At 63.2% G+C, this 26,780-nt stretch carries 23 protein-coding genes; 16 read left to right on the top strand and 7 right to left on the bottom strand.

Going from position 1 to position 26,780, the window contains the following annotated elements; genetic code table 11:
* Nucleotides 1-37: 37 nt before the first annotated feature.
* Complete coding sequence (locus NCT05_RS23055; RefSeq protein ID WP_250503243.1) at nucleotides 38-1,633, top strand: MFS transporter; 1,596 nt, start codon at nucleotides 38-40, stop codon at nucleotides 1,631-1,633.
* On the opposite strand, the gene NCT05_RS23050 is transcribed toward NCT05_RS23055, so the two are convergent.
* Nucleotides 1,634-2,140: a MarR family winged helix-turn-helix transcriptional regulator gene (locus tag NCT05_RS23050; RefSeq protein WP_200889168.1), complete on the bottom strand. Its 507-nt coding sequence runs from the start codon at nucleotides 2,138-2,140 to the stop codon at nucleotides 1,634-1,636.
* Between the two features lie 290 nt (nucleotides 2,141-2,430).
* On the opposite strand from NCT05_RS23050, the gene NCT05_RS23045 reads away from it, so the two are divergent.
* Nucleotides 2,431-3,753 carry an MFS transporter gene (locus NCT05_RS23045; protein ID WP_239294831.1) on the top strand — a complete coding sequence of 441 codons (1,323 nt, stop codon included), beginning with the start codon at nucleotides 2,431-2,433 and terminating at the stop codon, nucleotides 3,751-3,753.
* Between the two features lie 75 nt (nucleotides 3,754-3,828).
* Nucleotides 3,829-5,037 carry a benzoate/H(+) symporter BenE family transporter gene (locus tag NCT05_RS23040; RefSeq protein ID WP_250503242.1) on the top strand — a complete coding sequence of 403 codons (1,209 nt, stop codon included), beginning with the start codon at nucleotides 3,829-3,831 and terminating at the stop codon, nucleotides 5,035-5,037.
* A gap of 1 nt (nucleotide 5,038) precedes the next feature.
* Here the strand turns inward: NCT05_RS23040 and ptsG are convergent, their stop codons facing one another.
* Together ptsG and ptsP are read right to left on the bottom strand one after the other, a co-directional pair.
* Entirely contained in the window at nucleotides 5,039-6,823 is a 1,785-nt protein-coding gene (gene ptsG / locus NCT05_RS23035; RefSeq protein WP_250503241.1) for a PTS glucose transporter subunit IIBC, read from the bottom strand.
* A gap of 23 nt (nucleotides 6,824-6,846) precedes the next feature.
* On the bottom strand, nucleotides 6,847-9,378 hold the full coding sequence (gene ptsP, locus NCT05_RS23030) for a phosphoenolpyruvate--protein phosphotransferase (protein ID WP_175980932.1): 2,532 nt from the start codon (nucleotides 9,376-9,378) through the stop codon (nucleotides 6,847-6,849).
* Between the two features lie 320 nt (nucleotides 9,379-9,698).
* Here ptsP and NCT05_RS23025 point away from each other — a divergent pair, with 320 nt between their 5' ends.
* Nucleotides 9,699-9,911 (top strand): DUF6900 domain-containing protein, encoded by a 213-nt coding sequence (locus NCT05_RS23025; RefSeq protein WP_250440982.1) that lies wholly within the window; start codon nucleotides 9,699-9,701, stop codon nucleotides 9,909-9,911.
* A 152-nt stretch (nucleotides 9,912-10,063) separates the two neighbouring features.
* Nucleotides 10,064-10,975 (top strand): LysR family transcriptional regulator, encoded by a 912-nt coding sequence (locus NCT05_RS23020; protein ID WP_008348147.1) that lies wholly within the window; start codon nucleotides 10,064-10,066, stop codon nucleotides 10,973-10,975.
* Between the two features lie 9 nt (nucleotides 10,976-10,984).
* Here the strand turns inward: NCT05_RS23020 and NCT05_RS23015 are convergent, their stop codons facing one another.
* A complete protein-coding gene (locus NCT05_RS23015; protein WP_175980928.1) occupies nucleotides 10,985-12,289 on the bottom strand; it encodes an MFS transporter in 1,305 nt (434 codons plus the stop codon).
* A gap of 100 nt (nucleotides 12,290-12,389) precedes the next feature.
* Entirely contained in the window at nucleotides 12,390-13,199 is an 810-nt protein-coding gene (locus tag NCT05_RS23010) for a class II aldolase/adducin family protein (RefSeq protein ID WP_250503240.1), read from the bottom strand.
* Nucleotides 13,200-13,536: 337 nt separating this feature from the next.
* Between NCT05_RS23010 and NCT05_RS23005 the strand changes: the two genes are divergently transcribed.
* The 10 genes from NCT05_RS23005 to NCT05_RS22960 all read left to right on the top strand — a co-directional run bounded on the left by NCT05_RS23005 (nucleotide 13,537) and on the right by NCT05_RS22960 (nucleotide 23,482).
* Nucleotides 13,537-14,769: an urea ABC transporter substrate-binding protein gene (locus tag NCT05_RS23005; RefSeq protein ID WP_008348141.1), complete on the top strand. Its 1,233-nt coding sequence runs from the start codon at nucleotides 13,537-13,539 to the stop codon at nucleotides 14,767-14,769.
* Nucleotides 14,770-14,841: 72 nt separating this feature from the next.
* Nucleotides 14,842-15,711 (top strand): ABC transporter permease subunit, encoded by an 870-nt coding sequence (locus tag NCT05_RS23000; protein ID WP_008348139.1) that lies wholly within the window; start codon nucleotides 14,842-14,844, stop codon nucleotides 15,709-15,711.
* 8 nt (nucleotides 15,712-15,719) lie between these two features.
* On the top strand, nucleotides 15,720-16,802 hold the full coding sequence (locus NCT05_RS22995) for an ABC transporter permease subunit (protein ID WP_250503239.1): 1,083 nt from the start codon (nucleotides 15,720-15,722) through the stop codon (nucleotides 16,800-16,802).
* Nucleotides 16,799-17,509: an ABC transporter ATP-binding protein gene (locus NCT05_RS22990; RefSeq protein ID WP_008348134.1), complete on the top strand. Its 711-nt coding sequence runs from the start codon at nucleotides 16,799-16,801 to the stop codon at nucleotides 17,507-17,509. The genes NCT05_RS22995 and NCT05_RS22990 overlap by 4 nt, the downstream gene beginning before the upstream one ends.
* Nucleotides 17,506-18,213, top strand: coding sequence for an ABC transporter ATP-binding protein (locus NCT05_RS22985; RefSeq protein WP_250503238.1), 708 nt, complete (start codon nucleotides 17,506-17,508; stop codon nucleotides 18,211-18,213). The genes NCT05_RS22990 and NCT05_RS22985 overlap by 4 nt, the downstream gene beginning before the upstream one ends.
* Before the next feature lie 12 nt (nucleotides 18,214-18,225).
* On the top strand, nucleotides 18,226-19,212 hold the full coding sequence (locus NCT05_RS22980) for an acetamidase/formamidase family protein (protein WP_008348131.1): 987 nt from the start codon (nucleotides 18,226-18,228) through the stop codon (nucleotides 19,210-19,212).
* An 81-nt stretch (nucleotides 19,213-19,293) separates the two neighbouring features.
* Nucleotides 19,294-20,448: a transporter substrate-binding domain-containing protein gene (locus NCT05_RS22975; protein ID WP_008348129.1), complete on the top strand. Its 1,155-nt coding sequence runs from the start codon at nucleotides 19,294-19,296 to the stop codon at nucleotides 20,446-20,448.
* Nucleotide 20,449: 1 nt separating this feature from the next.
* Entirely contained in the window at nucleotides 20,450-21,100 is a 651-nt protein-coding gene (locus NCT05_RS22970; protein ID WP_008348127.1) for an ANTAR domain-containing response regulator, read from the top strand.
* A 46-nt stretch (nucleotides 21,101-21,146) separates the two neighbouring features.
* Nucleotides 21,147-21,911 (top strand): SDR family NAD(P)-dependent oxidoreductase, encoded by a 765-nt coding sequence (locus NCT05_RS22965; protein ID WP_008348126.1) that lies wholly within the window; start codon nucleotides 21,147-21,149, stop codon nucleotides 21,909-21,911.
* A 29-nt stretch (nucleotides 21,912-21,940) separates the two neighbouring features.
* A complete protein-coding gene (locus tag NCT05_RS22960; protein ID WP_250503237.1) occupies nucleotides 21,941-23,482 on the top strand; it encodes an amidase in 1,542 nt (513 codons plus the stop codon).
* Between the two features lie 63 nt (nucleotides 23,483-23,545).
* Here NCT05_RS22960 and NCT05_RS22955 read toward each other — a convergent pair whose 3' ends face one another.
* Nucleotides 23,546-24,418 (bottom strand): DMT family transporter, encoded by an 873-nt coding sequence (locus NCT05_RS22955; RefSeq protein WP_250503236.1) that lies wholly within the window; start codon nucleotides 24,416-24,418, stop codon nucleotides 23,546-23,548.
* Between the two features lie 134 nt (nucleotides 24,419-24,552).
* On the opposite strand from NCT05_RS22955, the gene NCT05_RS22950 reads away from it, so the two are divergent.
* Entirely contained in the window at nucleotides 24,553-25,404 is an 852-nt protein-coding gene (locus NCT05_RS22950; RefSeq protein ID WP_250503235.1) for a LysR substrate-binding domain-containing protein, read from the top strand.
* A gap of 21 nt (nucleotides 25,405-25,425) precedes the next feature.
* Here the strand turns inward: NCT05_RS22950 and oxlT are convergent, their stop codons facing one another.
* Complete coding sequence (oxlT, locus tag NCT05_RS22945) at nucleotides 25,426-26,706, bottom strand: oxalate/formate MFS antiporter (protein WP_175980912.1); 1,281 nt, start codon at nucleotides 26,704-26,706, stop codon at nucleotides 25,426-25,428.
* Nucleotides 26,707-26,780: the final 74 nt, after the last annotated feature.

The following is a 26,780-nucleotide window of genomic DNA, read 5'->3' as shown; positions in this document are numbered from 1 at the left end:
GCACGGCTCGCCTGATGCCAGGGCGCATGGGATCGACATGGCCACGTCTCTTTCGGAGCGGTCGCACCGCGCAGTCACGCGTCATGAATTCACGCTAATCGTCGCGTCTTCGTTCGGTGCGTTGCTCGAATGGTATGACTTCTATATCTACGCTGCGCTAGCGGGCACGTTCAGCACGTTGTTCTTTCCGAGCGGCAACGATACGGTGGCGTTTCTCGCGAGTCTCGCGACGTTCGGCGCGGGCTTCCTCGTACGTCCGCTCGGCGCGCTCTTCTTTGGCAGGCTCGGCGATCGCATCGGGCGAAAGTACACGTTCATGGCGACCATCGTGTTGATGGGCGTCGCGACCATCGGCGTGGGCTTGCTGCCGTCGTTCGACAAGATCGGCATGCTGGCGCCTGGCTTGCTCGTTGCGTTGCGGCTCTTGCAAGGCTTCGCGCTCGGCGGCGAAACGGGCGGCGCGGCGACCTATCTCGCGGAACATTCGCCTGTGGATCGGCGCGGCTTTTATACGAGCTCGCTGCAAACGACAGCGACGCTGGGCCTGCTCGCATCGATCGCGGCGGTCAGCATCAGCCGTGCATCGATGGACGAAGCCGCATTCCAGAGTTGGGGCTGGCGCGTGCCGTTCCTCGTGTCGATCGTGTTGCTCGCGATCTCGGTGTATCTGCGCACGAAGCTCGCCGAATCGCCGACCTTTCGTGAGATGAAGCGCGCGAACAGGTTATCGACTTCGCCGATAGGCGAGAGCTTCGGCGAATGGGCGAACCTCAAATACGTGTTGATCATGCTGTTCAGCACGGCATCGGGCGTGGGTGTCGTCTTCGGCACTGGACATTTCTACTCCATGTACTTTCTGCAGAACACGCTGAAAGTCGCGCCCAATACGGTGAACCTGTTCCTCGCGATTGCATTGATCGCGGTATTTCCGTTCTACCTCGTGTTCGGCTGGCTATCGGATCGCATTGGACGAAAGTGGATCATGATGCTCGCGTGCCTGTTGCTCGCCGCGACGACGCAACCGATCTTTCATGCGCTCACGCACTACGCGAATCCTCGGTTGGAAGCGTTTCAGAAGCGCGCACCTGTCACGGTCCACGCGGACGATTGCCGCTTTACGCTGTTCTCCGCGCCAGTGACGGAATGCGATCGCATACGCTCGTTTCTCAGCGCATCGGGTGTTTCGTATGACCGCGCTCCGTTGCAAGCGGGAGAAGCGGCATCGACGCAAATCGGCTCGATCGTCGTTCATGGAAGCGACAAACGCGAACTGGAAAAGGCGTTGATCGCCTCGGGCTGGTCGGCGCATGCGGATGCATCGAAAATCAACGCGCCAATGGTCGTATTTCTGATGTGGCTTCTGCTGCTTTATCTCGCGATGGTCTATGGCCCGATGGCCGCATTCATGGTCGAGCTGTTTCCGGCGCGCATTCGATATACGTCGCTATCGTTGCCGTTCCATCTGGGTTCGGGCTGGTTCGGCGGAATGCTGCCGTTCGTGGTTTCGGCGATGGCTGTGGCGCGCGGCAACGTCTACTTCGGGCTCTGGTATCCGATCGTGATCGCGGTAGTGTCGTTCGCGGTCGGCGCGCTCTTCGTGCCCGAAACGTACCGCCGCGATATCACGCGATAGTCAGTCGAAATGCTTGAGGGAAGTGCGGCCGTACTGATTATTGCCTTCGACGAGCTGCATCATCATTCGCACGAAATGAGCGCGATCTTCGGGGCTCAGCGGGCCAAGGAATCTGACTTGAGCTTCACGCATGCTGCCGTACATGTCCTTCATCGTGCGGCGTCCTTTCGCCGTGATGTTCGCGATCTTGAGGCGCCCGTCGTGCGGACTCGGCTCGCGCTTGACGAGTCCGCGTTCCTCCAGACGGCGCAGCACGTCGGCCATCGTCGTGCGATCGACGCCCACTTCCGCACACAGCGATGTCTGGTCGAGACCGGGCCGCTCGCTCAATGTGGTCAGCAAGCCGTACTGCACGGGCGTGATGGCGAAGTCCTTGCAGCACTCGAAGAAGAGCGCGATATGGATCTGATTGAGCCGCCGGATCAGAAACCCCGGCCGCTGCCACAAGTGTCCGGTCTCGATGCCGCCATCGGAAACAGCAGCTTTTTTATCGGCAACGGTACTCATCCTTAACCCTTTATCGAAGAAGTTTTGCCACGCAGGAATCTAAAGATTGTAGGTGCAATCACAGTTGCGCTCCCAATTTTTTCCGGATACAAATCTATCCGTCAGCGTACTGACGAAATGCTGATGGCTGGAGCGCCGGATGTCAATGATTGAAGTCAATACGCGAAGTCAATAGAACGATGCGTCGCACAGGGTCATGCGCAGGTGAAGAAGGCGCGCATGAATAATCAGCATGCTGATTAAATGGCGAATGCGTTGAACGTCACCTCACTCAGAGTTTGGAGCCAAAGATGAGTTCTACCCCGGTACAGACGGACGACGTCGCCATTCATGGGCGGTCGATGTCACGCAACGATATCAAGACGCTGATGCTGGCGTCGCTAGGCGGCGCGCTGGAGTACTACGACTTCATCGTCGCGGTGTTCTTCACGAAGCTGCTCGCCACCGTGTTCTTTCCGCCGCAGACGCCCGAATGGCTCGCGCAGCTCGAAGTGTTCTGCATCTTCGCAGCGGGTTATCTCGTGCGTCCGATCGGCGGCATCTTCTTCGCGCACTTTGGCGATCGCATCGGCCGCAAGAAGATGTTCGCGCTGAGCCTTTTTCTCATGGCCGCGCCGACGTTGCTCATCGGCTTGTTGCCGAGCTATGCGACGCTCGGCATCGTCGCGCCGTTGCTCTTTCTCTTGTGCCGCGTTTTGCAGGGTCTTTCGGTCGGCGGGGAAGTGCCGGGTGCGTGGATCTTCTGCTCCGAGCATGTGAGGCGCGATCGTATCGGTCTCGCATGCGGTCTTCTGATGTCGGGTCTTTGCACCGGCATTCTGCTCGGCGCGCTGTCGGCGAAGTTCCTCATCGGCAACATGGAGCCGGCGGATCTGAAGAGCTGGGGCTGGCGTCTGCCGTTCATCGCGGGCGGCGCGTTCGGTCTGATCTCCGTTTATTTGCGCCGCTATCTGCAGGAAACGCCGGTGTTCGAAGCGCTGCGTGCGAAGCGTGAAGCGGATGCGCGTCTGCCGCTCGCGGTCGTGCTGAAAGAGCATCGCGGCGCGGTAATCGTCTCGCTGCTGGCGACGTGGGTGTTCTCCGGCATCTTCGTGCTGTACTTCCTCTACACGCCGACGTTCCTGCAATCGCAGTTCCACTTCGCGCCGAAGGATGTCTTCACGAACAACTCGTGGTCGATCTTCGGGCTGATCGTCGGCAGCACCTTCGCTGGATGGGCAGCCGACAAGATCGGCGGCGGGCGCGCGTATGCGATCGGCAGTGTCGCGATGCTGCTCGTCACCGGCGCGTTCTACATGAACCTGAACGCGGGCAGTCAGTCCGTGTGGGCGCTGTATATCCTCGGCGGCTTCCTGATCGGGACGATCACGCTCGGGCCTTACATCATCGTGAAGAGCTTTCCGCCGGAAGTGCGCTTCACCGGTTTCGCGCTCTCGTACAACACGGCGTATGCGATCTTCGGCGGCACCGCGCCCGCAATCGCCTCGTTTCTGGTAGGGCGGCAGGGCATCACGATGGCCCCCGCCTGGTACATTGGCGCGCTTTGCGTGCTCGGCGTGATCATCGGTCTCGCATGGCGTGCGCCCGTACATGCCGAATCGACGGCGCATTGAGGCCGGCCCTTCAATCCGCAGCATTTTCTTGCGTCGATGCCGACGCGAGAAAACGCTTCCGTTCGAGCGAGACACATGTCTGTTGGCGGCGCTTCCGATAGCGGCATCGGCCGGTCATGGCTTTTGTACTTTTCGCTTGCGTTCGCGAGCATGACCTTTTCCGCGACGGGACCGGTCGCGATCATCATCGCCGCGTCGCGCGAGGGCGGCTTGAGCTTCGCGCAGACATCGTCGTGGCTGTTCGCGTCGATCGGAATGAACGGGCTGGCGAGCATCGTCATCAGCTGGAAGACGCGTCAGCCTTTGCTCTTTCTGTGGACGATTCCCGGCGCGATTCTCGCCGCGCCGGTGATCGCGCAATACGGATTCGGCGCAGCCGTGGGCACGTATCTCGTGTGCGCCGCGGTGCTGCTCGTGCTCGGCGTGACGAACCTCGTCGCGCTGCTCGACCGATGGGTGCCCATGGCGATCGTCATGGCGATGATCGCCGGACTCTTCATCAAGTACGTGCTGGCCGTCGTGCATTCGACGATAGCCGCGCCGCTCATAGGCGCCAGCATGTCGATCGCGTTCTTCGGGCTGATGTGGCTCGAGCGACGCAACGCAGCGCCCATGCCGCCGCTCATCGGCGCGATGCTGGCAGGCGCGGCGATTCTCTTCGCAACGGGCTTCCGTTTGCCGAGTCACAGCGGCGGCGCATGGACGGCGACGCCTGCGCTCGTCGCGCCGCGCTTCGATATTCACGCGATCTCGCAACTCTTGTTGCCGATGCTCATCACCGTGATTTTCGTGCAGAACGCGCAGGGAATCGCGGTGACGCGGGCATCGGGATATCGCACGTCGTTGCGGCTCGTGACGATCTATAGCGGCGTACTGAGCGCGATCACCGCGCCGTTCGGCGGCTGTCCTTCGGTGCTTGCGGGGCCGAGCAATGCGATTCTCGTGTCGGGCGGCACGCATGGCCGGCATTACATCGGCGCGTTGATCGCGGGCGTCATATGCGTGGCGATCGGCGTGTTCGCCACGGCATATGTGTTTCTGCTGGCGAATCTGCCCGGCGCGTATATCGCGATTCTCGCCGGGCTCGCGATGATGGGCGTGCTCGAAAAGTCTTTCGTCAGCGCGTTTCGTTCGGCGTTGCCGCTGAGCGCGATGATCGTGTTCGTCGTTACGCTCAGCGACGTGACCTTGCTTGGTATCGGCGCGGCTTTCTGGGGCGTCGTGGCGGGGTGCCTCGCTTACTACGCCGTGGAAAAGCCGCGCTCGGGCGACGTGCCCGCGTGAATCAACGCATCGCGCCCGCAAGGTTCTCCGCTTCGAGTCCAACGATCAGATCGACTTCGCCGTTGGCAAGCGGCTGCGTCGCCGGCACGCCCGCCGCTTTCAGCGCGGCGCCGTCGAGCCGCGACGCATCGCCGAGCGCGACGCGCAAGCGCGTGGCCGCGAGCGGTTCGAGCTTGAGGATATTGGCCGCGCCGCCCAGCGCCGCGCGAATCTTTTCCGCGCGCGCCTTCTGCTGCGCTGCATCCTGCGCGGGCGCCGCAGCCGGGGCGCTCATCGCGTCGGAAGCTGTGGCGGTGGATGCTGCGCCCGCCACTGGCAGATCGGCGTCGCTTCCCGCGGTCTTCAGATAGTCCTGCATGTCGGTCTTCATGTTCTCCGACAGCGGCCCGAAAATCGCCTGCACGCCGTTGCCGACGCGCACGACGCCCGCAGCGCCGAGTGCCTTCAACCTTGCATCATCGACGAGCGACGGATCGTTCACCGTGATCCGCAGGCGCGTGATGCACGCATCGAGGCTCTTGATGTTCGAGCGGCCGCCGAACGCGAGCACGAGATCGCGCGAGCGTCCGCCGACGCCACTGGAACTTACCGCGGCAGTGGCCGCCGTATCGTCCTCACGTCCCGGCGTCTTGAGATTGAAGCGCGTAATCACGAAACGGAACACGACGTAATAGATCGCCGCATAGATCGGCCCGAGGATGAACACGTACCACGCGTGCGTCGCCTTGTTGCCGATCAGGTTGAACATCAAAAAGTCGATCGCGCCTTGCGAGAACGTGAAGCCCATGTGCATGTTCAGCGTATTGGCGACGAATTGCGCCGACGCCGCGAGACACGCGTGAATGAAGTACAGCACGGGCGCGACGAACAGGAACGCGAACTCGATCGGCTCCGTGATGCCGGTGAGGAAGGAAGTCAGCGCTGCCGACACCATCATGCCGCCGACCGCGACCTTCTTTTCGGGTTTGGCGCAATGCCAGATCGCGATCGCGGCGGCGGGCAGGCCGAACATCTTGAACAGGAAGGCGCCCGACAGAATGCCCGCGGTCGGATCGCCGGCGAAGAAACGGTTGATGTCGCCATGAACGATCTTGCCTGTCGTCGGATCGAGGAAGCTGCCCGCCTCGAAAAAAAACGGAACGTTCCAGATGTGATGCAAACCGAACGGAATCAGCAGACGTTCGACAAAACCGTACACGGTCGCCGCGGTGCGGGGATCGGAGACCGCCGCCCATTGCGAGAACGCCTTGATGACACCGCCGATCGGCGGCCACACGACCGACAGCACCGCGCCGAGCACGATCGCACCGATGGCCGTGACGATCGGCACGAAGCGCTTGCCGGCGAAGAAACCGAGATAGGCTGGCAGCGTGATGCGGTAATAGCGGTTGAACATCCACGCCGCGAGACCGCCCGCGAGAATGCCGCCGAACACGCCGGTCTGAATCGACGGAATGCCCATGATCATCGTCGGCTCGACGCCTTCGAGCTTCGCGATGACGCCGAGCGTCGCCGTCATCACGAGATAGCCGATGGTCGCCGCGATTCCCGATACGCCATCGTTTTCCGTGAAGCCGAGCGCCACGCCGATCGCGAAGATCAACGGCAGATTGCCGAAGATCACGTCGCCGGCGTTCTTCATCAGTTCGAGGATGATGGCGGGCACGTAGCCATGAAAATCGGTCGCGCCGAGACCGAGCAAGAGGCCGGCGACGGGCAGCACCGCGACCGGCAGCATCAGCGACTTGCCGACCTTCTGCACCACGCCGAATGCGTTTTTGAACATTTTTTTGTCTCCGCTTGTTCCGCTTATTCCGCGTACGGGGCGAGCAGGGCGCGCACTTCGGCGGCCGTGCCCAACGTGATTACCTTTGCCGCGAGCTGGCGGGCTTCGTCCATCGTGAGGCGCGCGAGTTGCGCCTTGATCGAGCCGACGGCAGGCACGCTGACCGACAGCTCGTCGATGCCGAGGCCGACGAGCACCGGCACCGCCATCGCATCGGACGCGATGCCGCCGCACACGCCGACCCACTTGCCATGCTTGTGCGCGCCATCGACGGTCATGCCGATCAGACGCAGCACCGCCGGATGCAGCGCGTCCGCCTGTTTCGCGAGCTTCGGATGTCCGCGATCCATCGCGACCGTGTACTGCGTCAGATCGTTGGTGCCGATGGAAAAGAAATCGACTTCGCGCGCGAGCGGCTCGGCGATGAGCGCGGCGGACGGCACTTCTATCATCACGCCGACCTTGACGCTGTCGATGCGATCGCCGGCTTCTTCCTGAAGAAGCCGCTTGGCGGCGCGCACTTCCTCGATGGACGCGACCATCGGGAACATGATGTGCAGATTGCCGATCGGCGCGGCCCGCAAAATCGCGCGCAATTGCGTGCGGAACATATCGGGACGATCGAGGCTCACGCGCACGCCGCGCAGCCCGAGGAACGGGTTGTCCTCTTTCGGCAGCGGCAGGTACGACAGCGGTTTGTCGCCGCCGACGTCGAGCGTTCGCACGACGAGCGGACGCTCGCGGCCGAGCGCTTCGGCCACGGCGCAATATTCGGCGGCCTGTTCGTCTTCCGACGGCGCGGTGTCGCGGTTATCGAACAAAAATTCGGAACGCAGCAGTCCGACGCCTTCCGCGCCCGCCGCGACCGCATCGCGCGCTTCCTGCGCATTCCGGATATTTGCAACGACTTCGACGCGATGCCCGTCCGCCGTGACGGCCTGCTTGCTCGCGGCGACTTTCTCTTCCTCGCGCTTTTTCGTCTGACGGTCGATGCGCTCGCGCGCCTTGGCCAGATCGTCCGCACTGGGATTGCGCCGCAGGCTGCCGTGCGAACCGTCGAGCACGACGAGCGTGCCATCGGGCAATTGCAGCGCATCTTCGTCGATGCCGCAGATCGCCGGAATGCCGAGCGAGCGCGCCAGAATCGCGACGTGACTCGTCGCGCCGCCGGTCGTCGTGCAGAAACCGAGCACCTTGCTGCGATCGAGCGAGGCCGTGTCCGAGGGCGAAAGCTCCTCGGCGATGAGGATCGATTCGTCCGCCACGTCGATATGCGCCTGCTTTACGCCCGCGAGCAGCGCCAGCACGCGGCGGCCGACATCGCGGATATCGCCCGCACGCTCGCGCAGAAGCGCGTTGTCGACCCTCTCCAGATTGCTCGCCTGCGTCTCGAACGCGGCGCGCCACGCAAAACCCGCGCTCTTGCCGTCGCTGATGCCGGCGATGGCCGCGTCGGTGAGATCGGGATCGTCGAGCAGTTCGAGGTGCGCGTCGAGGATCTGCGCCTTGGACGGATCGGTCAGATTCGCCTTCAGCGCCTCGATTTGCTGACGCGCTTCGTGATGCGCGGCGTCGAGCCGTGCGCGTTCGCGTTGCGGCGATTCGCCCGCCTCGGCCACGTCGATGACTTCGCGGCGGAACTGCACGATCTTGCCGACCGCGAGTCCCGGCGACGCGGAGACGCCCGTGAATTCGTTGGCGTTCGTGGACGGGGCGCGCGCCGGTGCGACCGGTTCGGCCGCGGCAACGGCGGGCGCGGGCGCGTCGCCGGGCTTTTCGCCCGAGCCCGACGCGAGCAGGCGCGCGAGCGCGGCGGCGGCTTCGCCGGCATCGGGGCCGGCGGCCTCGACGCGCAATTTGTCGCCGAAGCTCGTCGCGAGCGCCATCAGCGCGACGACGGATTTCGCGTTCGCGCTGTCGTCGCCGCGCAGGACGCGAATGTCGGATTTGTATTTCTTGGCTTCGGCGGCGAATACCGCAGCGGGCCGCGCGTGCAGGCCTTGCGGATTCGGCAGCGTGATTTCGTCTGACCGGATGGCGCCTGCTGGGCCGCCGCTCGCGTCGTCCGCGGCGGCGCCGACGAATTCGACCGTCAACGCGACGTCCTTGCCCGCCGTGACGAGGCCCGTGGCGGGCACGTAGCGGGTCACGAGCTCACCGTTGGCGATGACCATCTGCGTGAGCAGGCTCACGGCCCGCGCGCCGACGACGACCGGATCGAAGCGGATCAGCGGCTGGCCGGTCGTGACGGTGTCGCCTTCCTTGACGAGCGGCGTGAAGCCTTCCCCGCGCAGCATCACGGTGTCGAGGCCGATGTGGATCAGCACCTGGAGACCGCTTTCGCCGGTGATCGTCGCCGCGTGCGCCGCTCGATGCAGCTGCGTGACTGTCCCCGAGAGCGGGGCGAGCAATTCGTCCGAAGTGGGATCGATCGATACGCCGTCGCCGACCATCTTCTGCGCGAAAACTGGATCGGGCACGGTGTCGAGTTGGACCATCACGCCTGACAACGGCGCTATCAACTCGATTCGTGCCAAACGTTGAGGAGCTTTCATGTGAACGACTCCTTGTCCTTTGACGATGAGCTGGAACCGGCCTGAGATCAATCATAGGCAACGGCTCCATGATTCGCTGACCGAATGGATGTGCGTTCGCAAAAGCGCGCAGTACGTGCCGGAATGCCCACATCGATTCGGATTCTGAAACGCCGCGTTCTGCTTTCAAGAGCAGTGGCGGCAAAAAGCGCGCTATTGTTTCGCGGCGCAATGACGATTTCTAGAGACGACATTCGAATCGCGGCGATCCGTCGCAGGTAACGGGGGCTCGCGCTCCTAATCTTGTTAAGTAACAAATGCAAGAGAAAGGAGCGCAAACAATGACCTACCGCAACAAGACTGAAGCTCATTGGGAGCCGCTGTTGACAATCGCGCGCGACGAGCTAGGCATTCAATCGTTCGATCCGATCGGCAAGCCGAGCGCGGACATCCGCATGTGTCGCGTCGAGGAACTCGGGCGCGCGCTCGAACGCGCTTACGACTTGGGTCTTTTGGTCGGAAACGGCGTGAAGCGCGCGGCGAGCACCGTCTGAAGACGGTTGGCGAGACGGTTTCTGAGGTCGCGAGCCCGTGCTCGAGCCGCTCGAATCGGCCGGGAATCCATACCCGTGCAACTCCCGATATAGAAGTAAGCAGCCGCTGGCTAAGATCGCTGGTTGATCATCGCTTAGGCCGCACCGAGTACATGAAGGACGAACGCCTCGTCGAAATGAGGATTTTCAAGGCCGTCGCGGAAACCGGCGGATTCACCGCTGCGGCGCTCATGCTCAACCTTCAGCAGCCGTATGTCAGCCGCGCGGTCTCGGCGCTCGAAAAGCGCCTCGGCGTCGCGCTGCTCAGGCGCTCGACGCGCAGTCTGCAGGTCACGCAGGAAGGCAACGAATATCTCGCGCTGTGCAAGCGCATTCTCGACGACATCGACACCGGCGAAGCCCAACTCGCGCGCGCGGGTCAGCACATGACCGGCAGTATCCGCGTGACGGTGGCGACTTCGTTCGGCATGGATCAGATCGTGCCGCTCATTCCGGGCTTTCTGGAGCGCTATCCCGGCCTGCGGGTGCGCCTGTCGCTGTCGGATACGCTCGCGGATGTGATCGGCGAAGGATTCGATGTCGCGATCCGCATGGGAAGCCTGCAGGACTCGAATCTCGTCAGCCGCAAGCTGTGTCATCTGCAACGCGTCGTGACCGCGTCGCCTTCGTATATCGCGCGGCACGGCGTGCCTTCGGTGCCGGCGGATCTCGTCAACCACAATTGCCTGATGTGGGAGCCGCCGATGGATCATCTCAACCATTGGCCCTTCATGGTCGATGGCGAGCGCACGTCCATGCTCATCGACGGCAACTTTCAGACGAGCAGCGGCGTGAGCTCGGTGTACATGTGCCTCGCTGGCGTCGGCATCACGCGCATGGCCGAGCATATGGTGCTTCCGTCGATTCGCAGCAACATGCTCGTGCCGCTCTTGACCGACTTCCAGCCGAAGGACGAAACCGCGATTTATGCGCTGTATCCGCGCGACTCGTCGCTGCATCCGCGTGTGCGGGCGTTCATCGACTACGTGACGGAAAGGCTCAAGCGGCCGCCGTGGGCCGCCTGAGCCGGCGTTTCACTTGTCGTCGAGCGTCTTCGGCAGACGCATGGTCATCGCCGCGCCGAGCACGAGAAACGCGGAGATCACGTACATGCCGATTTCCGCGTGACCGACCATCACATTGAGCATGCCGACGAGATAAGGCGATACGAAGCCCGCGATATTCCCGACCGAATTGATGAACGCGAGCGCCGCCGCGACCGATGCGCCGACGAAGAGGCTCGTCGGCAGCGCCCAGAAGAGCGCGACGCACGAATAGACGCCCGCCGCCGCGATCGACAGACATAGCGTCGTCATGATCGGGCCTGCCGAAAGCCACATGCTCGTGGCCAGTCCAACCGCGCCGATCAGCATGAAGAGGGCGAAATGCGCGCGGCGTCCGCCGGTGCGGTCGGCGCTGCGATTCGACACGAACAGCGCGATCGCCGCCACGACGTTCGGCACCGCCGAATACAGGCCGATGGACAACGGATCGGTCACGCCGCTGCGCTTGATGAGCGAGGGCATCCAGAAGCCGAGCGCGTAGAGGCCCATGATGAGGCAGAAGAAGATAGCGCAGAACCACCACAGCTTCCGGTTGGCGAGAAACGCGCGCACGCTCGGATGATCGATCTTGCCAGCGTTCTCCGCGCGAATTTCGGCCAGCACGTTCGAGCGCTCGTCCTCGCTGATCCATCGCGAGCGCGCGGGATCGTCATCGAGAAAGGCAAGCACGACGAACGCGAGCACGACGGCCGGAATCGCTTCGATCAGAAAAAGCCATTGCCACGCAGCCATATGCGCGTTGCCGGAGAACGCATGCAGGATGTAGCCGGAGATCGGACCGCCGACGACGAACGCGAGCGGCGCGCCCATCACGTAGATGGACATCGCGCGGCCGCGATAGCGGGCCGGAAACCACAGCGTGAGCAGATACATGATCGCGGGCGCGAAACCGGCTTCGGCGGCGCCGAGCAGAAAGCGCGCGATGTAGAACTGCATCGGCGTCTGCACGAAGATCATCGCCGCCGAGATGACGCCCCACGTCAGCATGATGCGGGCGATCCACTTACGCGCGCCGACACGGCGCATGATCAGGTTGCTCGGCACCTCGAAGAAGAAGTAGCCCGCGAAGAAGATGCCCGAGCCGAGGCCGTAGATCGCGTCGTCGAAACGCAGTGCGTCGAGCATCTGCAGTTTCGCAAAGCCAACGTTGACGCGGTCGAGATAGGCAACGAGATAACAGATCAGCAATAGCGGCAGCAGCCGCCAGTAGGCTCGGTAGTAAGTGCGGCTCATGTCCGTCTGTCTGACGGCTTCTTCGCCATATAGCGCGTCCATGCGTGTCTCCAATATAGATTTTCTTGAGCGCTCTCGGGCGGCATGCGCGGGCAAGTTGCGACATGGCGCATCCCGCCGCCGTACCTCGCACACCGATGGGTCAGTCGAGGTAATCCGGCTCCTGCTCGTTGATTTCGTAGAGCATGGTCTGGAAATGCAGCCAGCTGATGAACGAATTGCCCAGATGGCGATGCGAATACTCCGCGAACTCCGGATCGATCTCGATCGGGCGCGACTCGGCCGCGTCCATCAGCAGTTGCATCCTGCAGCAATGATCGAGCGCGATGAACGTCCACACGGCATCGTCGATACTGTGACGGCTCGCGGTCAGCAGCCCGTGATTCTGGTGGATGATGGCCTTGTGATCGTTGAAGGCGCGCGCGATCGGATTGCCCGATTCATTCGCGACCGGCACCTTGCCCGCGCCATCGCGCACCACCGTATGGCTGCCGTAGAACATGCACGCGTCCTGCGTCACGTAGTCGAGCGGCTTGCCCATCGCGGCCCAGGCGTCGCCGTTGACGGTATGCGCGTGACACGAGCCGATGATGTCGGGGTTCTCCGAGTGAATCGCCGAATGCAGCACATAGCCCGCGCGATTCACGGCGTACTTGCCTTCGATCACCGTGCCCGAATGATCGACGAGCACCAGTTGCGATGTCTTCGTGCGCGACCACGGCACGCACATCGGATTGGTCCAGAAAAGCTCCGGATGCTCGGGATCGCGCACCGTCAGATGGCCTCCGAAGCCGAAGCTGAAGCCATGACGCGCGAAGATCCGGCACGCGGCCGCGAGATGCTCCTTGCGATAGCGGCGTTCCTCGGCGGAACTCGAAAACGTCGGTTCTTGCGGAAAAATCAGGTCGTCCTGTGTCGGACTGTAGACCGAGTCCTTGGCGTCCATCAACATCGTTTCGTCTCCTCGTGAAGGTATGGAATGCCAGTATAGAAGCGGACTTTCGGCGGATTCAGGGGCTATCCGGAATAGGATTTATGCATATCGTCCGGCCCGCCGCTTCACCGGCGCCTGTGCCGCGCGTGCGATTTCGGCCATCCGGCGATTTTTGTCCACCGTTGACAAGGAAAAATTTGACGCATTAGACTGGGCTCCATACCTCGCGGCCTGACAAAGATGTCCGCCCGAGGATCCGGCACAGAAGCCCCCTGACGAACCCGCGGTTCGTCAGGGGGCTTTTTTTTGTCCGCGTTTTTCCCCCTGTTCTAGCGCTCATTTCTGGAGAATCCGCATGTTGCTGAAGCCGTCGGGCTGGATGCGTCTCGCCCTTACCGCAGGACTTGCACTGACTTCGCTCGCATCGAGTGCCGCCGATCCCGTGAAGATCGGCCTGCTGGAAGATGCCTCGGGAAACTTCGCACTGGCGACCATTCCGAAGATTCACGCCACGCAACTCGCAGTCGATGAGATCAACGCGAAGGGCGGCATCCTCGGACGTCCGGTCTCGCTGATCGCCTACGACACGCAATCCGACAACACCAAGTTCCAGGAACTGGCACGGCGTCTCGTTCAGACGGACAAGCCCGATGTGATCTTCGGCGCATTCTCGAGCGCATCTCGCGAAGCGATTCGGCCGATCATGGACCGCGCGAAACAGCTTTACTGGTACGACAATCAGTACGAAGGCGGCGTGTGCGATACCAACACGTTCGTCACGGGCGCCGTGCCCGAACAGCAATTCTCGACGCTGATCCCGTGGATGATGCAGAAGTACGGCAAGAAGGTGTACACCATCGCCGCCGACTACAACTTCGGGCAGATTTCCGCCGAGTGGGTCCGCAACATCGTCAAGGAGAACGGCGGCACGATGGCCGGCGAGGAATTCATTCCGCTGTCGGTATCGCAGTTCGGACAGACGATCCAGAACATCCAGAAGGCGAAGCCCGACTTCGTGGTGACGTTGCTGGTCGGCGCGAATCAGGCGTCGTACTACGAGCAGCAGGCGTCGGCACATCTGAATCTGCCGATGGCGAGTTCGGTCAACGTCGGTCAGGCGTATGAGCACAAGCGCTTCAAACCGCCTGCGCTGAAGGACATGTACGTGACGGCGAACTACGTCGAAGAAGTCGATACGCCCGCCAGCAACGACTTCAAGAAGCGCTTCCACGCGAAGTTCCCGAACGAGCCGTACATCAATCAGGAGGCAGCGAACGCGTACGACGCCATCTATCTCTACAAGGCCGCCGTCGAAAAAGCCAAGACGACGAATCAGGACGCGGTGCGCAAGGCGCTCGAAAGCGGCATCTGCACGGAAGGCGCGCAGGGCAAGGTGTGCATGGACCCGAAGAGCCATCACGCGAGCCACACCATTTACCTCGTGCATGTGAAGGACGATCACTCGGTCGATATTCCGAAGGTCTGGGACGACGTCCAGCCGTACTGGCTCGGCAAGGTGGGCTGCGATCTGCCCAACAAGCCGGATCATCGCCAGTACACGCCGTCGAACCTGCCCAAGAAGTCCTGATCGTCCTGATCCGGGCCGGCGCGCGCGCCGCACACGACGGGCGCGCGCAGGTCTCTTGAACGTGGAGCATGCATGGCCACCTTTTCGGTTCTCTATTCGCTCGTCTATCAGTTCGGCGACAGCTTCGCCTATCTGGTGCTCGCGGCGCTCGGTCTCGCGGTCATCTTCGGCATGATGGGCGTCATCAATCTCGCGCATGGCGAGTTCATCATGTGCGGCGCCTACGTGACGATCATCGCGGCCAAGCGCGGCTTGCCGCTTCCTCTCGCCATGCTGCTCGGGGCGCTCGCGGCGGCGTTCGCGGGCGTGGTGATCGAGCGGCTCGTGATTCGCCACTTGTACGACCGCTTGTTCGATTCCGTCGTGGCGACGTGGGCAATCAGCCTCATCGTGCAGCAGACCATGCTGCTCGTCGCCGGACCTTCGATAGAAGGCATCGGCACGCCGTTCGGATCGTTCTCGCTCGGCGATTATTCGTTTTCGACGTACCGCGCCGTGCTGCCCGGCATCGCCCTGGCCATCCTGTTCGCGCTCTATCTGCTGTTCTTCAAGACGAACTACGGCGTCTGCGCCCGCGCGACGATCCAGAACGCCAGCATCGCGCAATGTCTCGGCCTGCGCACGGACCGTCTCTATACGCTGACGTTCGCGCTCGGCGCGGGACTCGCGGGCCTGACCGGCGCGCTCTATGCGCCGACCATGACCGCCGTGCCGACGATGGGCAGCAACTTCATCGTGCAGGCGTTCGTGTCGGTGGTCGTCGGCGGCGCGAACGTGATCGCGGGGACGACGCCCGCCGCGGCCGTGCTCGCCGTCATCCAGACCGCGCTCACGGCCTCGTATGGTCAGTTGTTCGGGCAGATCGGCTTGCTGGTGACGGTCATCGTCGTGATCCGGCTGATGCCGCAAGGTCTCGGCAACCTCTTTTCCCGCGCGCGCTAGGAGGCAATGTGAAGCAAACGAAAGAGCCTTCGCGGCTATCTCCCGCGAGCGCCACGACTCGCGCGGCGCACTACGTGCCCTGGCTCGTGGCGCTCACGCTGCCGCTCGTCGTGGATGCCACAACGAGCGGCAATCTCGCGTACTGCCTGTTGTGGGCGTTCGGCGCGGTCGGCCTCGCCGCAATGTGGGGCTATGGCGGCATCCTGTCCTTCGGGCAGACCGCCTTCTTCGGATTGGCGGGCTACAGCTACGGCATCTTCACGCTGAATTACGGCGATGCCTGGTTCGAATCGTGGCTCGGTCTCGGCGCGGGACTGGTGGTGAGCATCGTCGCGGCGGCGCTGATCGGCTACATGATCTTCTATGGCCGCATCAAGGGCGTGTTCATCGGCATCGTCACGTTGTCGGTGACGCTCGTGCTCGAAACGTTCATGTCGCAGACGGCCGGTCCGCAATGGGCGATCGGCGAAGCGCGCCTGAACGGCTACAACGGCATGGGCGGCATGCCGCCGCTCACGGTTCCCTGGCCGGGCGGACCGCTCTCGCTGGAAAACGCGAGCTTCTACTACCTCGTGCTGATTCTGCTGATCGTCGTCTATGCCGCGATGCGCAAGCTGCTCGACGGCACGTTCGGCCTCACGCTCATCGCCATTCGCGAGAATCCGCAGCGCGCCGAGATGCTGGGCGTCGATATCCGCCGGCATCAGTTGCTCGTGTTCGTGCTCGGCTGCGCGCTCGGCGGATTGTCGGGCGCCCTGTACACGATCTGGGGCTCCTACATCACGCCCTCGACGATGGGCCTCACGTCCGCCGCCATGCCTGTGATCTGGGTGGCGACGTCGGGCAGAAAGAGCATCGGCGGGACCATTCTCGGCACGGCGCTCCTCGTGTGGCTTTCGCAGAATCTCGCGGTGTACGGCAGCCAGTACGCGCTGATCCTGCTCGGCGCGATCCTGTTGATCGTCGTGCTCGCGGCGCCGGAAGGTCTGCTGCCGTTCGTCGCGCGGCATCTGCGGCGTATGCAGGGCCGCGCGGGTCAGGATGCGCCTCGCGGCGGCGCATGTCTCAAACGGGAGGAGGGCAAGTCATGACCACGCTGCTGGAAACGCGCGGACTCAAGAAGCACTTCGGCGGCGCGCACGTCATCAACGGCATCGACTTCCGCATCGATGCAGGCGAGATTCGCTGCGTGATCGGGCCGAACGGCGCGGGCAAGAGCACGTTCTTCAAGCTCATCACGGGGGAGCACCGGCCGTCGGAAGGCAGCGTGATGTTTCTCGGCCAGGACATGAGTCATGTGCTGCCGCACGAACGCATTCGCATGGGCATGAGCATCAAGTTCCAGATTCCCGGCGTGTTCCCGGACCTGAGCGTGCGTCAGCACTTGCAACTGTCGCTGCATCGCGCGAAGGACGATCGCCCCGAAAGCCTCGATGAACTCTTGCAGCGCTTCATGCTGGAAAACGAGGAACATGTGCTCGCGCGCAATCTGTCGCACGGCAAGAAGCAATGGCTCGAAATCGCGATGGCCGTATCGCTGCGTCCGAAGCTGCTCTTTCTCGATGAACCCGTCGCCGGCATGTCCGTCGAGGAAACCCATGCGACCGGCGAGCTCATCAAGCGTCTGTCGGCTGCGGGTCTCACGATGATGGTGGTCGAGCACGACATGACCTTCGTCAAGCAGATCGCGTCGCGCGTGACGGTGTTGCACGGAGGAAGCCTGCTCGCCGATGGCCCGCTCGACGAGATCCTCGCACGCGACGATGTCGCGGAAGTCTATCTGGGGAAGAAGAAATGAGCGCGTTGCTTCAAGTGTCGGGCGTGGAAGCGGGATACGGCGGCGGACGCGTGCTCAACGGCGTGTCGTTGAGCGTCGGGGCGGGCGAAGTGCTGGCGCTCATCGGGCGCAACGGCGTCGGCAAGACGACGCTGATGCGCGCGTTGATCGGGCTGATCGATCTCGATGCGGGGAGCATCGAACTCGATGGCGAATCCATCGGCCACGAAAAGCCGTATGTTCGCGCGCAGAAGGGCATGGGCTACGTGCCGCAAGGCCGCGAGATTTTCGGCGCGTTGACTGTCGCGGAAAACATGCAGGTCGGCGCGCAGGCGAATCGCGCGCAGGCGGCGCAGATGAAGGACAAGGTGGTCGGCTATTTTCCGATTCTGAAGAAGCGCTACCAGCAGAAGGCCGGAACCATGAGCGGCGGCGAACAGCAGCAGCTCGCGATCGCGCGGGCGCTCATCAGTTCGCCGAAAGTGGTATTGCTCGATGAGCCGTCCGAAGGCATCCAGCCATCGATCGTCGATCTGATCGGCGAGACGCTTCAGCAGATCGCGCGTGAAACGGGCATCGGCGTGGTGCTGGTCGAGCAGGACATGGGGATGGTCGAACGCATCGCGACGCGCTGCTGCGTGATGGACAAGGGCCGCATCGTCGAGACGCTGAGCCCCGCGCAGCTCGCGGACGAACAACTGATTCGCCAGTATCTGGCACTGTGACGGAGACGAAACATGAAATGGCTTGAAGACTCGATCATGATGAAGCGTGGCGTCGGCGCCGATCGCGAGCCGGTGGAGCACCATCTGACCGAGGAAATGCAGAAGACGTATCACTACACGATCGGCCCGTACTCGCAGCCGGTCTTGCATGTGAAGCCCGGCGATCGCGTCGTCGTGGAAACGCGCGACGCGTTCGAAGGCAAGATCAGGGAGGAGACGGACAAGCCGTCGCAAGTGCTGCAGGTGCCGTTCCTCAATCCGCAGAACGGGCCGATCATGATCGAGGGCGCGGAGAAGGGCGATGTGGTCGCCGTCTACATCGAAAAGATGGCGCCGCGCGGCGACGATCCGCACGGCTTCTGCTGCATGATCCCGAACTTCGGCGGATTGACGGGCACGGACTACACCGCGCTCCTGAACGAGCCGCTGCCCGAAGTGGTGCGCAAGATCAAGATCGACGAAGAAAACGTGTACTGGAGCAAACGCAACACGCTGCCGTACAAGCCGCATATCGGCACGCTGAGTCTTTCACCCGAAATCGATTCGATCAATTCGCTCACCCCCGACAATCACGGCGGCAACATGGACGTGCCCGACATGGGGCCGGGCAGCATCACGTACTTGCCGGTGCGCTCGCCGGGCGGACGGCTGTTCATCGGCGATGCACACGCCTGTCAGGGCGACGGCGAAGTCTGCGGCACGGCTGTCGAATATCAGAGCACGACGACCGTGCGCGTCGATCTCATCAAGAAGTGGCAGATCGACTGGCCGCGCCTCGAAAACGAAGATGCGCTGATGAGCATCGGCAGCGCGCGGCCGCTGGAAGACGCGACGCGCATCGCGTACCGTGAACTCGTGCTGTGGATGGCCGCGGAGTACGGCTTCGACAAGTGGGACGCGTACATGATGCTGAGTCAGGTCGGCAAGGTTCGACTGGGCAATTTTGTCGATCCAAAATATACCGTTGGCGCAATGGTCGCCAAGCACTACCTCAAATAACGCGTCAGTCAGACGAATCCAGAGCAGTTGGTATCACGCGCGGGGCCGCCGTTCCGCGCGCATTCGAGAGCGTGTCACGAAATGGCTTTGTCCGATCCCATCCGAGTGGGCCTGTTGTGCTCGACGAGCGGCTCGACCGCGTTGCTCGAGCAGTCTCAATGGCGTGGTGCGCGCCTCGCCGTCGAAGAGATCAATGCGCGCGGCGGCATAGGCGGGCGCGAGCTCGTCGCCGTCCACTACGATCCCGCGTCCGATCCGGCTGCGTTCCGCGAGCTTGCGGAGCGTCTGATCGTGAAGGACGGCGTCAATACGATTTTCGGCGGATACACATCGACGAGCCGCAAGGCGATGCTGCCCGTCGTCGAAAAGCACAACCGTCTGCTGATTTACGCGCAGATGTACGAGGGCTTCGAGTATTCGGACAACATCATCTACAGCGGCGCGTCGCCCAATCAGAACGGCGTGCAACTCGCGGACTTCATGACGGAGACGTTCGGCGCGCGCGTGTATTTCGTCGGTTCGAGCTATGTCTATCCGTACGAATGCAACCGCACCATGCAGGAGCTGCTGCTTCAGCATCCGGAAGGCGCGATCCTCGGCGAACGCTATCTTTCGCTCGACGCCACGCGCGAGCAGTTCGAACAGGTCGTCGCGGACATCCGGCGCAAGTCGCCGGACTGGATCTTCAGCACGGTCATCGGCGCGACCGTGCCGTATCTCTACGATGCCTACGCGCACGCGGACTTCGATCCGTCGCGCATGCCGATCGGCAGCCTGAACACATCGGAGACGGAAATCCACGCGATGCAGCGTGGCATCGCGGCGGGGCACATCACGGCGGCGCCGTATTTTCAGAGCATCGACACGGAAGAGAATCATCGCGCGGTGGCGCATCATCAGTCGCGCTACGGCTCCGATACCCCGACCGACATGAACTGGGAGGCCGCGTACTATCAGATGCACATGTTCGCCGAAGCCTACGCGCGCTCGGGCTCCGACGAGATCGGCGCGATCATGCCGCATCTGCTCGGCTCGGAATACGCTGCGCCGCAAGGCCGCGTGCGTATCGATCCGGTCAATCATCACATGGCGCTCTATCCGCGCATCGGCCGCGCGAATGCCGACGGCCAGTTCACGATCCTGCGCGAGTCCAAGTTCGCCGTCGGCCCCGATCCGTACATGACGCGTCAGACGCTCGGGGACTGGGTCACGAAGCTGAGCACGCGAGAGTACTGACGTGAGCGCGCGAACAGACAGAGGCCAGCGAAGCCTGACGGGTTCGATTCTCGAGCGCAATGCGCGCGTCGTCGTGTTTCATCCCGATGACGATGACGGACTGACGCTCACGAATCATCTGAGGCGCATGGGCTTTCAGGTGGAGCGATGCTGGCCGCCCACGGACACGCTGCCCGAGAAGACCGATCTGGTGTTTCGCGCGTTGCTGCCCGAAGAGCGTGCGCCGAAGGGCGAGTGGAGCGGTCCGGATGCGCCGCCCGTCATCTGCGTGGTGGCGTATGAGAACCCGACGTTCATCGATCAGGCCATCAAGCTGGGATCGGACGGCATCGTCACGACGCCCATTCGCGCCTCCGGTCTCTTGTCCACCGTGGTGATGGCGCTCTATCACGCGAGGCGCGCGCGTCAGCATACGCAACGCATCGCGAGGCTCGAACAGAAGCTGCTCGACAGCCGGCATCTGCAGGAAGCCAAGAACATTTTGATGATCATGCATCGCGTGAGCGAGCGCGAAGCGTACGACATGTTGCGCGCGCAGGCGATGGAAAAGCGCGTGACCATCGACGATATCTGCCACTCCGTCATTCAGGCGGGCGAAGTCCTGCAGATCGCGCGCGGACTTTCAACGGAGGACGGGCGCGACCGGGAGTGAGCGCGTCGTGCCGCCATTTTCATCGACGTACAAAGGAGCGACGAACATGGACCTGCAACTGAAGGGCTTGAAGGCGATCGTCACCGGCGGAACCAAGGGCATCGGTCTCGCGATTGCGCGGACGCTGGCTGCCGAGGGCGCCGACGTGGCCATTTGCGCACGCGACGCGGCCAGCGTCGCGGCGACTGCGAGCGCGCTGTCCGAACTGAGCGGCGCTCGGGCATCGGGCGCGGCCGTCGATGTGTCGGATGGCGCGGCGCTCAAGGCCTGGGTCGAGCGCGTGGGTGCCGAGTGGGGCGGGCTCGATATCCTCGTGGCCAACGTGAGCGCGCTTGCTATCGGCAACGACATCGAATCGTGGCGCAAGGAGTTCGAGACCGATCTGCTCGGCACGGTCAATCTCGTCGATGCCGCCATGCCGTATCTCACCGCGAGCAAGGCTGCTTCGATCGTCGCGATTTCGAGCGTATCGGGACGCGAGATCGACTTCGCTGCGGGACCTTATGGCGTCTTCAAGGCCGCGCTCGTGCATTACATGCAGGGGCTCGCGAATCAACTCGCATCGAAGGGAATTCGCGCGAACACGGTTTCGCCGGGCAACGTGTACTTCGAAGGCGGCGTGTGGGACTGGATCGAGCACAACGATCCGGCGCTGTTCGAACGCGCGCTGGCGCTCAATCCGACCGGCCGCATGGGCAAGCCGCAGGAGATCGCGAATGCGGTGGCGTTCGTTGCGAGTCCGGCGGCGAGCTTCGTGAGCGGCGCGAACATCGTCGTCGATGGTGCGCTTACGCGCGGCGTTCAACTCTGACAAACCGGGCAACTCAACGGGGGCATCGAATGGAAACACGCAGTGCGATCGACATCGATCTCGTCAACCTCACGGTCGAGAGCGTGCAGGACGGATTCAAGCGCGGCAAGTTCACGGCCGAGCAACTGGCGCGGGCCTGCTTCGACTGGATCGAGCGCCATAACGGCACCTATAACGCGCTGATCTTTCTGAATCCGGCGGCGCTCGACGATGCCCGCAGCATCGACGAACGGCGCGCGGCCGGTGAAGCATTGGGGCCGCTCGCGGGCGTGCCGGTCGTCATCAAGGACCCGATGGACATGGTCGGCTTCCCGACCACCGCGGGATGGTCGAAGCTGTACAGCAAGACGGGCGGCGTCGATCTGATGCCCGAGCGCGATGCGCCGGTCGTCGCGCGCATGCGTCGTGCGGGCGCGATTCTGCTCGGCAAGACGAACGTGCCGATCCTGAGCCACACCGGCTCGCACGCCAACGATAGCTGGGCGGGCCCCACGATCAATGTCCTAATGCGCGACCGCGTACCGGGCGGCAGCAGCGCGGGCACGGCGTCGGCGGTGGCATCGGGCATGGCGGTGCTGGGGCTCGCCGAGGAAACCGGCGGATCGATCCAGAATCCCGCATCGGCGCAGGATCTCGTGGGCATCAAACCGACCATCGGTCTGGTGCCGAATGCGGGCGTGGTGCCGTTGTCGGGCAACCGCGATGTCGTCGGGCCGATCGCGCGCAACGTGAGAGACGCCGCGCTGTGTCTCGACGTGCTCGCCGGCTACACGAGCGAAGACCCGAAGACGCTCGCGAGCGTGGGCCGGCAACCGGAAGGCGGCTATGCGGCCGCGCTGGACGGCAACGCGCTGCGGGGCAAACGCATCGGGCTCTACGGTCCCGGGTGGCGCAATCAGCCGCTTTCCGACGAAGCCGCCGCGTTGTACGAGCGCGCGAAGGGCGAACTGGTATCGCTCGGCGCGACGCTGATCGACGATCCGTTTCAAGGCTCGGGCTTCGCCGATTTGCGCAAGACGACGGCGCCGCTGGCCAATTTCGATGCGCGCGGTCTCGAATCCATTCCCTACGATGTCGAGAAGTATCTCGAACGGCTCGGCAAGGGCGCGGCGCTGAACACCTTCGCGGAGTTCGCGCAGGCCACGCAGGACGAAGACGCATTCGGTCCGGACGGCGTGTTGAACTTCATGCATAACCTGGCGGATTTCAAGGCCGCGCTGGCGAATCCGTCGCTGCCGCCGGAGATGCCCGAATTCGTCGCACTGAAGGCGCGCTATCTGCGTATCTTCGACAAGGTGTTCGACGAGCAACGACTCGATGCCCTCGTCTTCCCGCAGATGCGTTGCGAGCTTCCGCCGCTACACGGCAAGGACACCATTCAGGAAACGACCGTGGGCGAGATCAATATCGCGGGTCTGCCGGGCGTCGCGGTGCCGGCGGGTTATTACGCGTCGGGCTCGCCGTTCGGCCTCATCTTCGTGGGGCGCCAGTGGGACGAAGGCGCCTTGCTCGCGTTGGCCTATGCGTATGAGCAAGGCGCGGGCAAGCGGAAGGCGCCTGTGCTCGCCTGACGCGGGTTGCACGCGCGTGCGTCGAATGGCTCGCCTTTGCGGGCGGGCCGCACGAATCCCGCGCTAGCCGCCATCGGCGCTGCTGCGATTGACGACAAGAAGTATTCCCGCGCCGGATATCACCGTGCCGAGAGCCATCAGCCACGATAGCGGCTCGCGAAACATCGCCCATGCCCAGATCAGCGTGACGGGCGGGCTGAGGAACAGAACGCTCGTCACGCGAGCAGACGATGTCCGCCGCAGACACGCCCAGTAAAGACCGCATCCGCCGAGCGTCGCGAAGATGACGCTCCACGCGACGCTCGCCGCGAAACCGGCGGACAGCATCGGTGCAATGCGGCCTTGAGATGCTTGCAACGCGAGAAAGATCGGGCACGACACCAAGCTCTGCAGCCAGAGCATGCCGAGCGGACTCAGGGTGCCGCAGTGCGAAGAACGTTGCTGCCAGACGGTGCCCGCCGCGAGCGATAGCATCCCCGCGACCGGCAGTCCATAGGCCCATGCGGGCGCGCTGCCGAGAGAAAGGGCATCGCGACAGACGATCAGCGTCCCGGCAAGACCGAGCCCTAATCCGGCCCACACGACAGCCGGGCTGCGCTGGCGAAAGAGACACGTGGTAATCAGCACCACGCCGACAGGCAACAAGTCCGCGATGAGGGCCGCGAGACCGGCGGGCACGCCAAGCTGCACGCCACCCGCGACGCCCGCAAGATAGCCGGCCATCGCCAATGCGCCGATGCATGATTGCCGGATCAGAACAGACTTGGGCGCATGCCGCATCTCCCGCGCCACAAACGGAAACAAGCCGATGGACAGCGCGATGAACCGCCACAACGTCACCAGGTAGACCGGCGCATAGTCCGCCGAGAACCGCATTCCGATGAAGCCCGAACTCCAGGTGAGCACCATTGCCGCTTCGAGAAAAGGCAGCGGCATGGGGCTCCGTCCCGGCACGGGCTGGTCTGTGTATGTTCTCGCCATGCACCCACACTAGCGCGCCGCCGTGGATTCGAAAATCAAAATATACTGATCCGGTCGTTCAACAACGCTAAACCACCCGGGATCACACGATGAGCACAGTGCTAGACATCGAACTGCTGCGGACCTTTCACGCGATAGCGCGGCTGGGGCGCTTCCGGGCGGCGGCCGAGCACGTCAAGCGAAGTCCGGCGGCGGTGAGCCTTCACATTCAGCGTCTGGAAGCCGCTGCGGGCGGCAGATTGCTGGAGCGGGACAATCAGTCGGTCACGCTGACCGTGTTGGGCAAACGGTTGCTGGCGAGCACGGGCGAGTTGCTGGCGGCTCACGACCGGATAATCGACGAGATCAAGGGCAAACGGCTGGCGGGCCGCGTCGTGCTCGGCATCCCCGACGAATACGCTGCTCATGTGATTCATGACATCCTGCCGGACTTCGCGACGAGTTGGCCCGACGTGGTGCTCGAAGTGAAGACCGCGCCGAGCTTCAAGCTGCGGGATCAGATCGCGCGCGGCAAGCTCGACTTGGCGATCTTCGTTCAGCCCGCGCACCGAAGCAGATCGGCGAACGTACTGACGCTGACGACGCCCGTCTGGGTCGGCAGTCCGACGTTCGCGCTCGACGAGTCACGTCCGGTTCCATTGGCGCTGTACGCCGAGCCGTGTCCCTATCGTTTGGCGATGACAGACGCACTGGAAGCCGCGGGGCGCAAGTGGCGAGTCGTCCTCGACAGCGCATCGACGCAGGTCATCAAGGCGTGCGTCGAATCAGGGCTCGCGGTGACGCTGCTCGACCGGGCAAGAGTCACCGCGGACATGCGCGTGATCGACGGTCTTGCGCATGTAGCCGATCACGAGGTGGTGTTGATGCGCGGTGACACCGGACGCGCAACCGAGGCCATCGATCTGCTCGCAACGGCGCTGCGGCAGCAGTTCCGGCTTTAGCGCCGCGCGCGATTCGAGCATTCAAGCGCCGGCTCTTTGGAGAAACTTCGCCCGCATCGGCTTCAGCACGAACATCGCGAGCACGGCCGTCACGATGTCGAGCGTGATCCCGACGCTGAACACCGGCACCCAGCTTCCCGCGTGCTGATGCAAGAGCGCCGCGAGCGGACCGCCGAAGATCGAACCGATGCCCTGCGAGATATACAGCCAGCCATAGTTTTCGGTGGCGTGGCGCGTGCCGAAGGTATCCGTCAAGGTGGACGGGAAGAGCGAGAAGATTTCGCCCCAACCGAAGAAGACGACGCCCGAGAGCAGCACGAACAAGACGGCGTTGTCACGCGTCAGGAGCCACAGCGCCATCGCCACGCCTTCGAGCGCGAAGGCGAAGAACATCGTGTTTTCACGGCCGAATTTGTCGGAGACCCAGCCGAACAGCGGGCGCGTGAGTCCGTTGGTGAAGCGGTCGATGGTCAGCGCGAGCGGCAGCGCGGCCATGCCGAACACGACGACCTTCGTGATGCCGAAGTCCGCCGCGAAGGTCGCCATCTGCGATGTGACCATGAGGCCCGAGGTGGACATCATCGTCATCATGGCGAACATGAGCCAGAAGAGCGGCGACTTCATCATTTGCGAAGGACGCAGATTCGGCACGTTCGATACCGCCACCGCCGATGCCTTCGCCGGCGCTTCGTCACGCGGCACGCGCAAGCCTTGCGATGCGACGAAGCCCACGACCGCGAACGCGATGCCGTAGATCCACAGCGTCGCATCGAGACCGCGCGCCGCCAGCGATGCCGAGATCGGGAACGTCGTCACGATTGCGCCCATGCCGTAGCCCGCGGCCACCGCGCCCGCCGCGAAGCCGCGCCGGTCGGGGAACCAGCGCACCATCAGCCCGACCACGCCGACATACACGATGCCCGTGCCGAGCCCGCCCACGAGACCGTAGGTGAGATACAGCATCGATGTGCTCGCGGCCATCGACGAGAGCACCCAGCTCAGGCCCGACATGACGGTGCCGAGCGAAATCAGCAGGCGCGGACCGAAGCGGTCGATCAGCTTGCCCTGAAACGGCGAGAAGAACGTCTGCAGGATGATGAGCAGCGAGAACGTGACCTGCAACTCGGGCAGCGGCACGCCGAGCTTCGCCGACAGCGGTTTGGTCAGCAGCGTCCACACGTATTGCGGGCTGGAAATCGACATCATGCAGAGCAGGCCGAGACCGAGTTGCAGCCAGCGGTTGTGAGCGGCGATCGCGGGCGCGGCCGCATCGTCGTGCAGTGTCTGGATGCGTGTGTTCATAGGCGTTCCCCGGTTGATGTGCGGATAAAAAAGGATGAGTCGTGCCCTCCGGTTCGACGAGCGCGGAACCGGAT

The organism is Caballeronia sp. AZ7_KS35, assembly GCF_023631045.1.
Classification (GTDB): domain Bacteria; phylum Pseudomonadota; class Gammaproteobacteria; order Burkholderiales; family Burkholderiaceae; genus Caballeronia; species Caballeronia zhejiangensis.
This window is presented reverse-complemented; position numbering and strand designations above follow the sequence as displayed.

Bases quoted from the DNA above. Each gene is read 5' to 3' on its own strand.
- NCT05_RS23010 (WP_250503240.1), bottom strand. From the start codon at position 13,199: ATGTTGATGGACGCCAAGGACTCGGTCTACAGTCCGACACAGGACGAC.
- NCT05_RS22980 (WP_008348131.1), top strand. From the start codon at position 18,226: ATGAAATGGCTTGAAGACTCGATCATGATGAAGCGTGGCGTCGGCGCC.
- NCT05_RS22990 (WP_008348134.1), top strand. From the start codon at position 16,799: ATGACCACGCTGCTGGAAACGCGCGGACTCAAGAAGCACTTCGGCGGC.
- NCT05_RS23055 (WP_250503243.1), top strand. From the start codon at position 38: ATGGCCACGTCTCTTTCGGAGCGGTCGCACCGCGCAGTCACGCGTCAT.
- ptsP (WP_175980932.1), bottom strand. From the start codon at position 9,378: ATGAAAGCTCCTCAACGTTTGGCACGAATCGAGTTGATAGCGCCGTTG.
- NCT05_RS22950 (WP_250503235.1), top strand. From the start codon at position 24,553: ATGAGCACAGTGCTAGACATCGAACTGCTGCGGACCTTTCACGCGATA.
- NCT05_RS22985 (WP_250503238.1), top strand. From the start codon at position 17,506: ATGAGCGCGTTGCTTCAAGTGTCGGGCGTGGAAGCGGGATACGGCGGC.
- NCT05_RS22965 (WP_008348126.1), top strand. From the start codon at position 21,147: ATGGACCTGCAACTGAAGGGCTTGAAGGCGATCGTCACCGGCGGAACC.
- NCT05_RS22955 (WP_250503236.1), bottom strand. From the start codon at position 24,418: ATGCCGCTGCCTTTTCTCGAAGCGGCAATGGTGCTCACCTGGAGTTCG.
- NCT05_RS23025 (WP_250440982.1), top strand. From the start codon at position 9,699: ATGACCTACCGCAACAAGACTGAAGCTCATTGGGAGCCGCTGTTGACA.
- NCT05_RS22975 (WP_008348129.1), top strand. From the start codon at position 19,294: ATGGCTTTGTCCGATCCCATCCGAGTGGGCCTGTTGTGCTCGACGAGC.
- oxlT (WP_175980912.1), bottom strand. From the start codon at position 26,706: ATGAACACACGCATCCAGACACTGCACGACGATGCGGCCGCGCCCGCG.
- NCT05_RS23040 (WP_250503242.1), top strand. From the start codon at position 3,829: ATGTCTGTTGGCGGCGCTTCCGATAGCGGCATCGGCCGGTCATGGCTT.
- NCT05_RS23000 (WP_008348139.1), top strand. From the start codon at position 14,842: ATGGCCACCTTTTCGGTTCTCTATTCGCTCGTCTATCAGTTCGGCGAC.
- NCT05_RS23005 (WP_008348141.1), top strand. From the start codon at position 13,537: ATGTTGCTGAAGCCGTCGGGCTGGATGCGTCTCGCCCTTACCGCAGGA.
- NCT05_RS23015 (WP_175980928.1), bottom strand. From the start codon at position 12,289: ATGGACGCGCTATATGGCGAAGAAGCCGTCAGACAGACGGACATGAGC.
- NCT05_RS23045 (WP_239294831.1), top strand. From the start codon at position 2,431: ATGAGTTCTACCCCGGTACAGACGGACGACGTCGCCATTCATGGGCGG.
- NCT05_RS22960 (WP_250503237.1), top strand. From the start codon at position 21,941: ATGGAAACACGCAGTGCGATCGACATCGATCTCGTCAACCTCACGGTC.
- NCT05_RS23020 (WP_008348147.1), top strand. From the start codon at position 10,064: ATGAAGGACGAACGCCTCGTCGAAATGAGGATTTTCAAGGCCGTCGCG.
- ptsG (WP_250503241.1), bottom strand. From the start codon at position 6,823: ATGTTCAAAAACGCATTCGGCGTGGTGCAGAAGGTCGGCAAGTCGCTG.
- NCT05_RS23050 (WP_200889168.1), bottom strand. From the start codon at position 2,140: ATGAGTACCGTTGCCGATAAAAAAGCTGCTGTTTCCGATGGCGGCATC.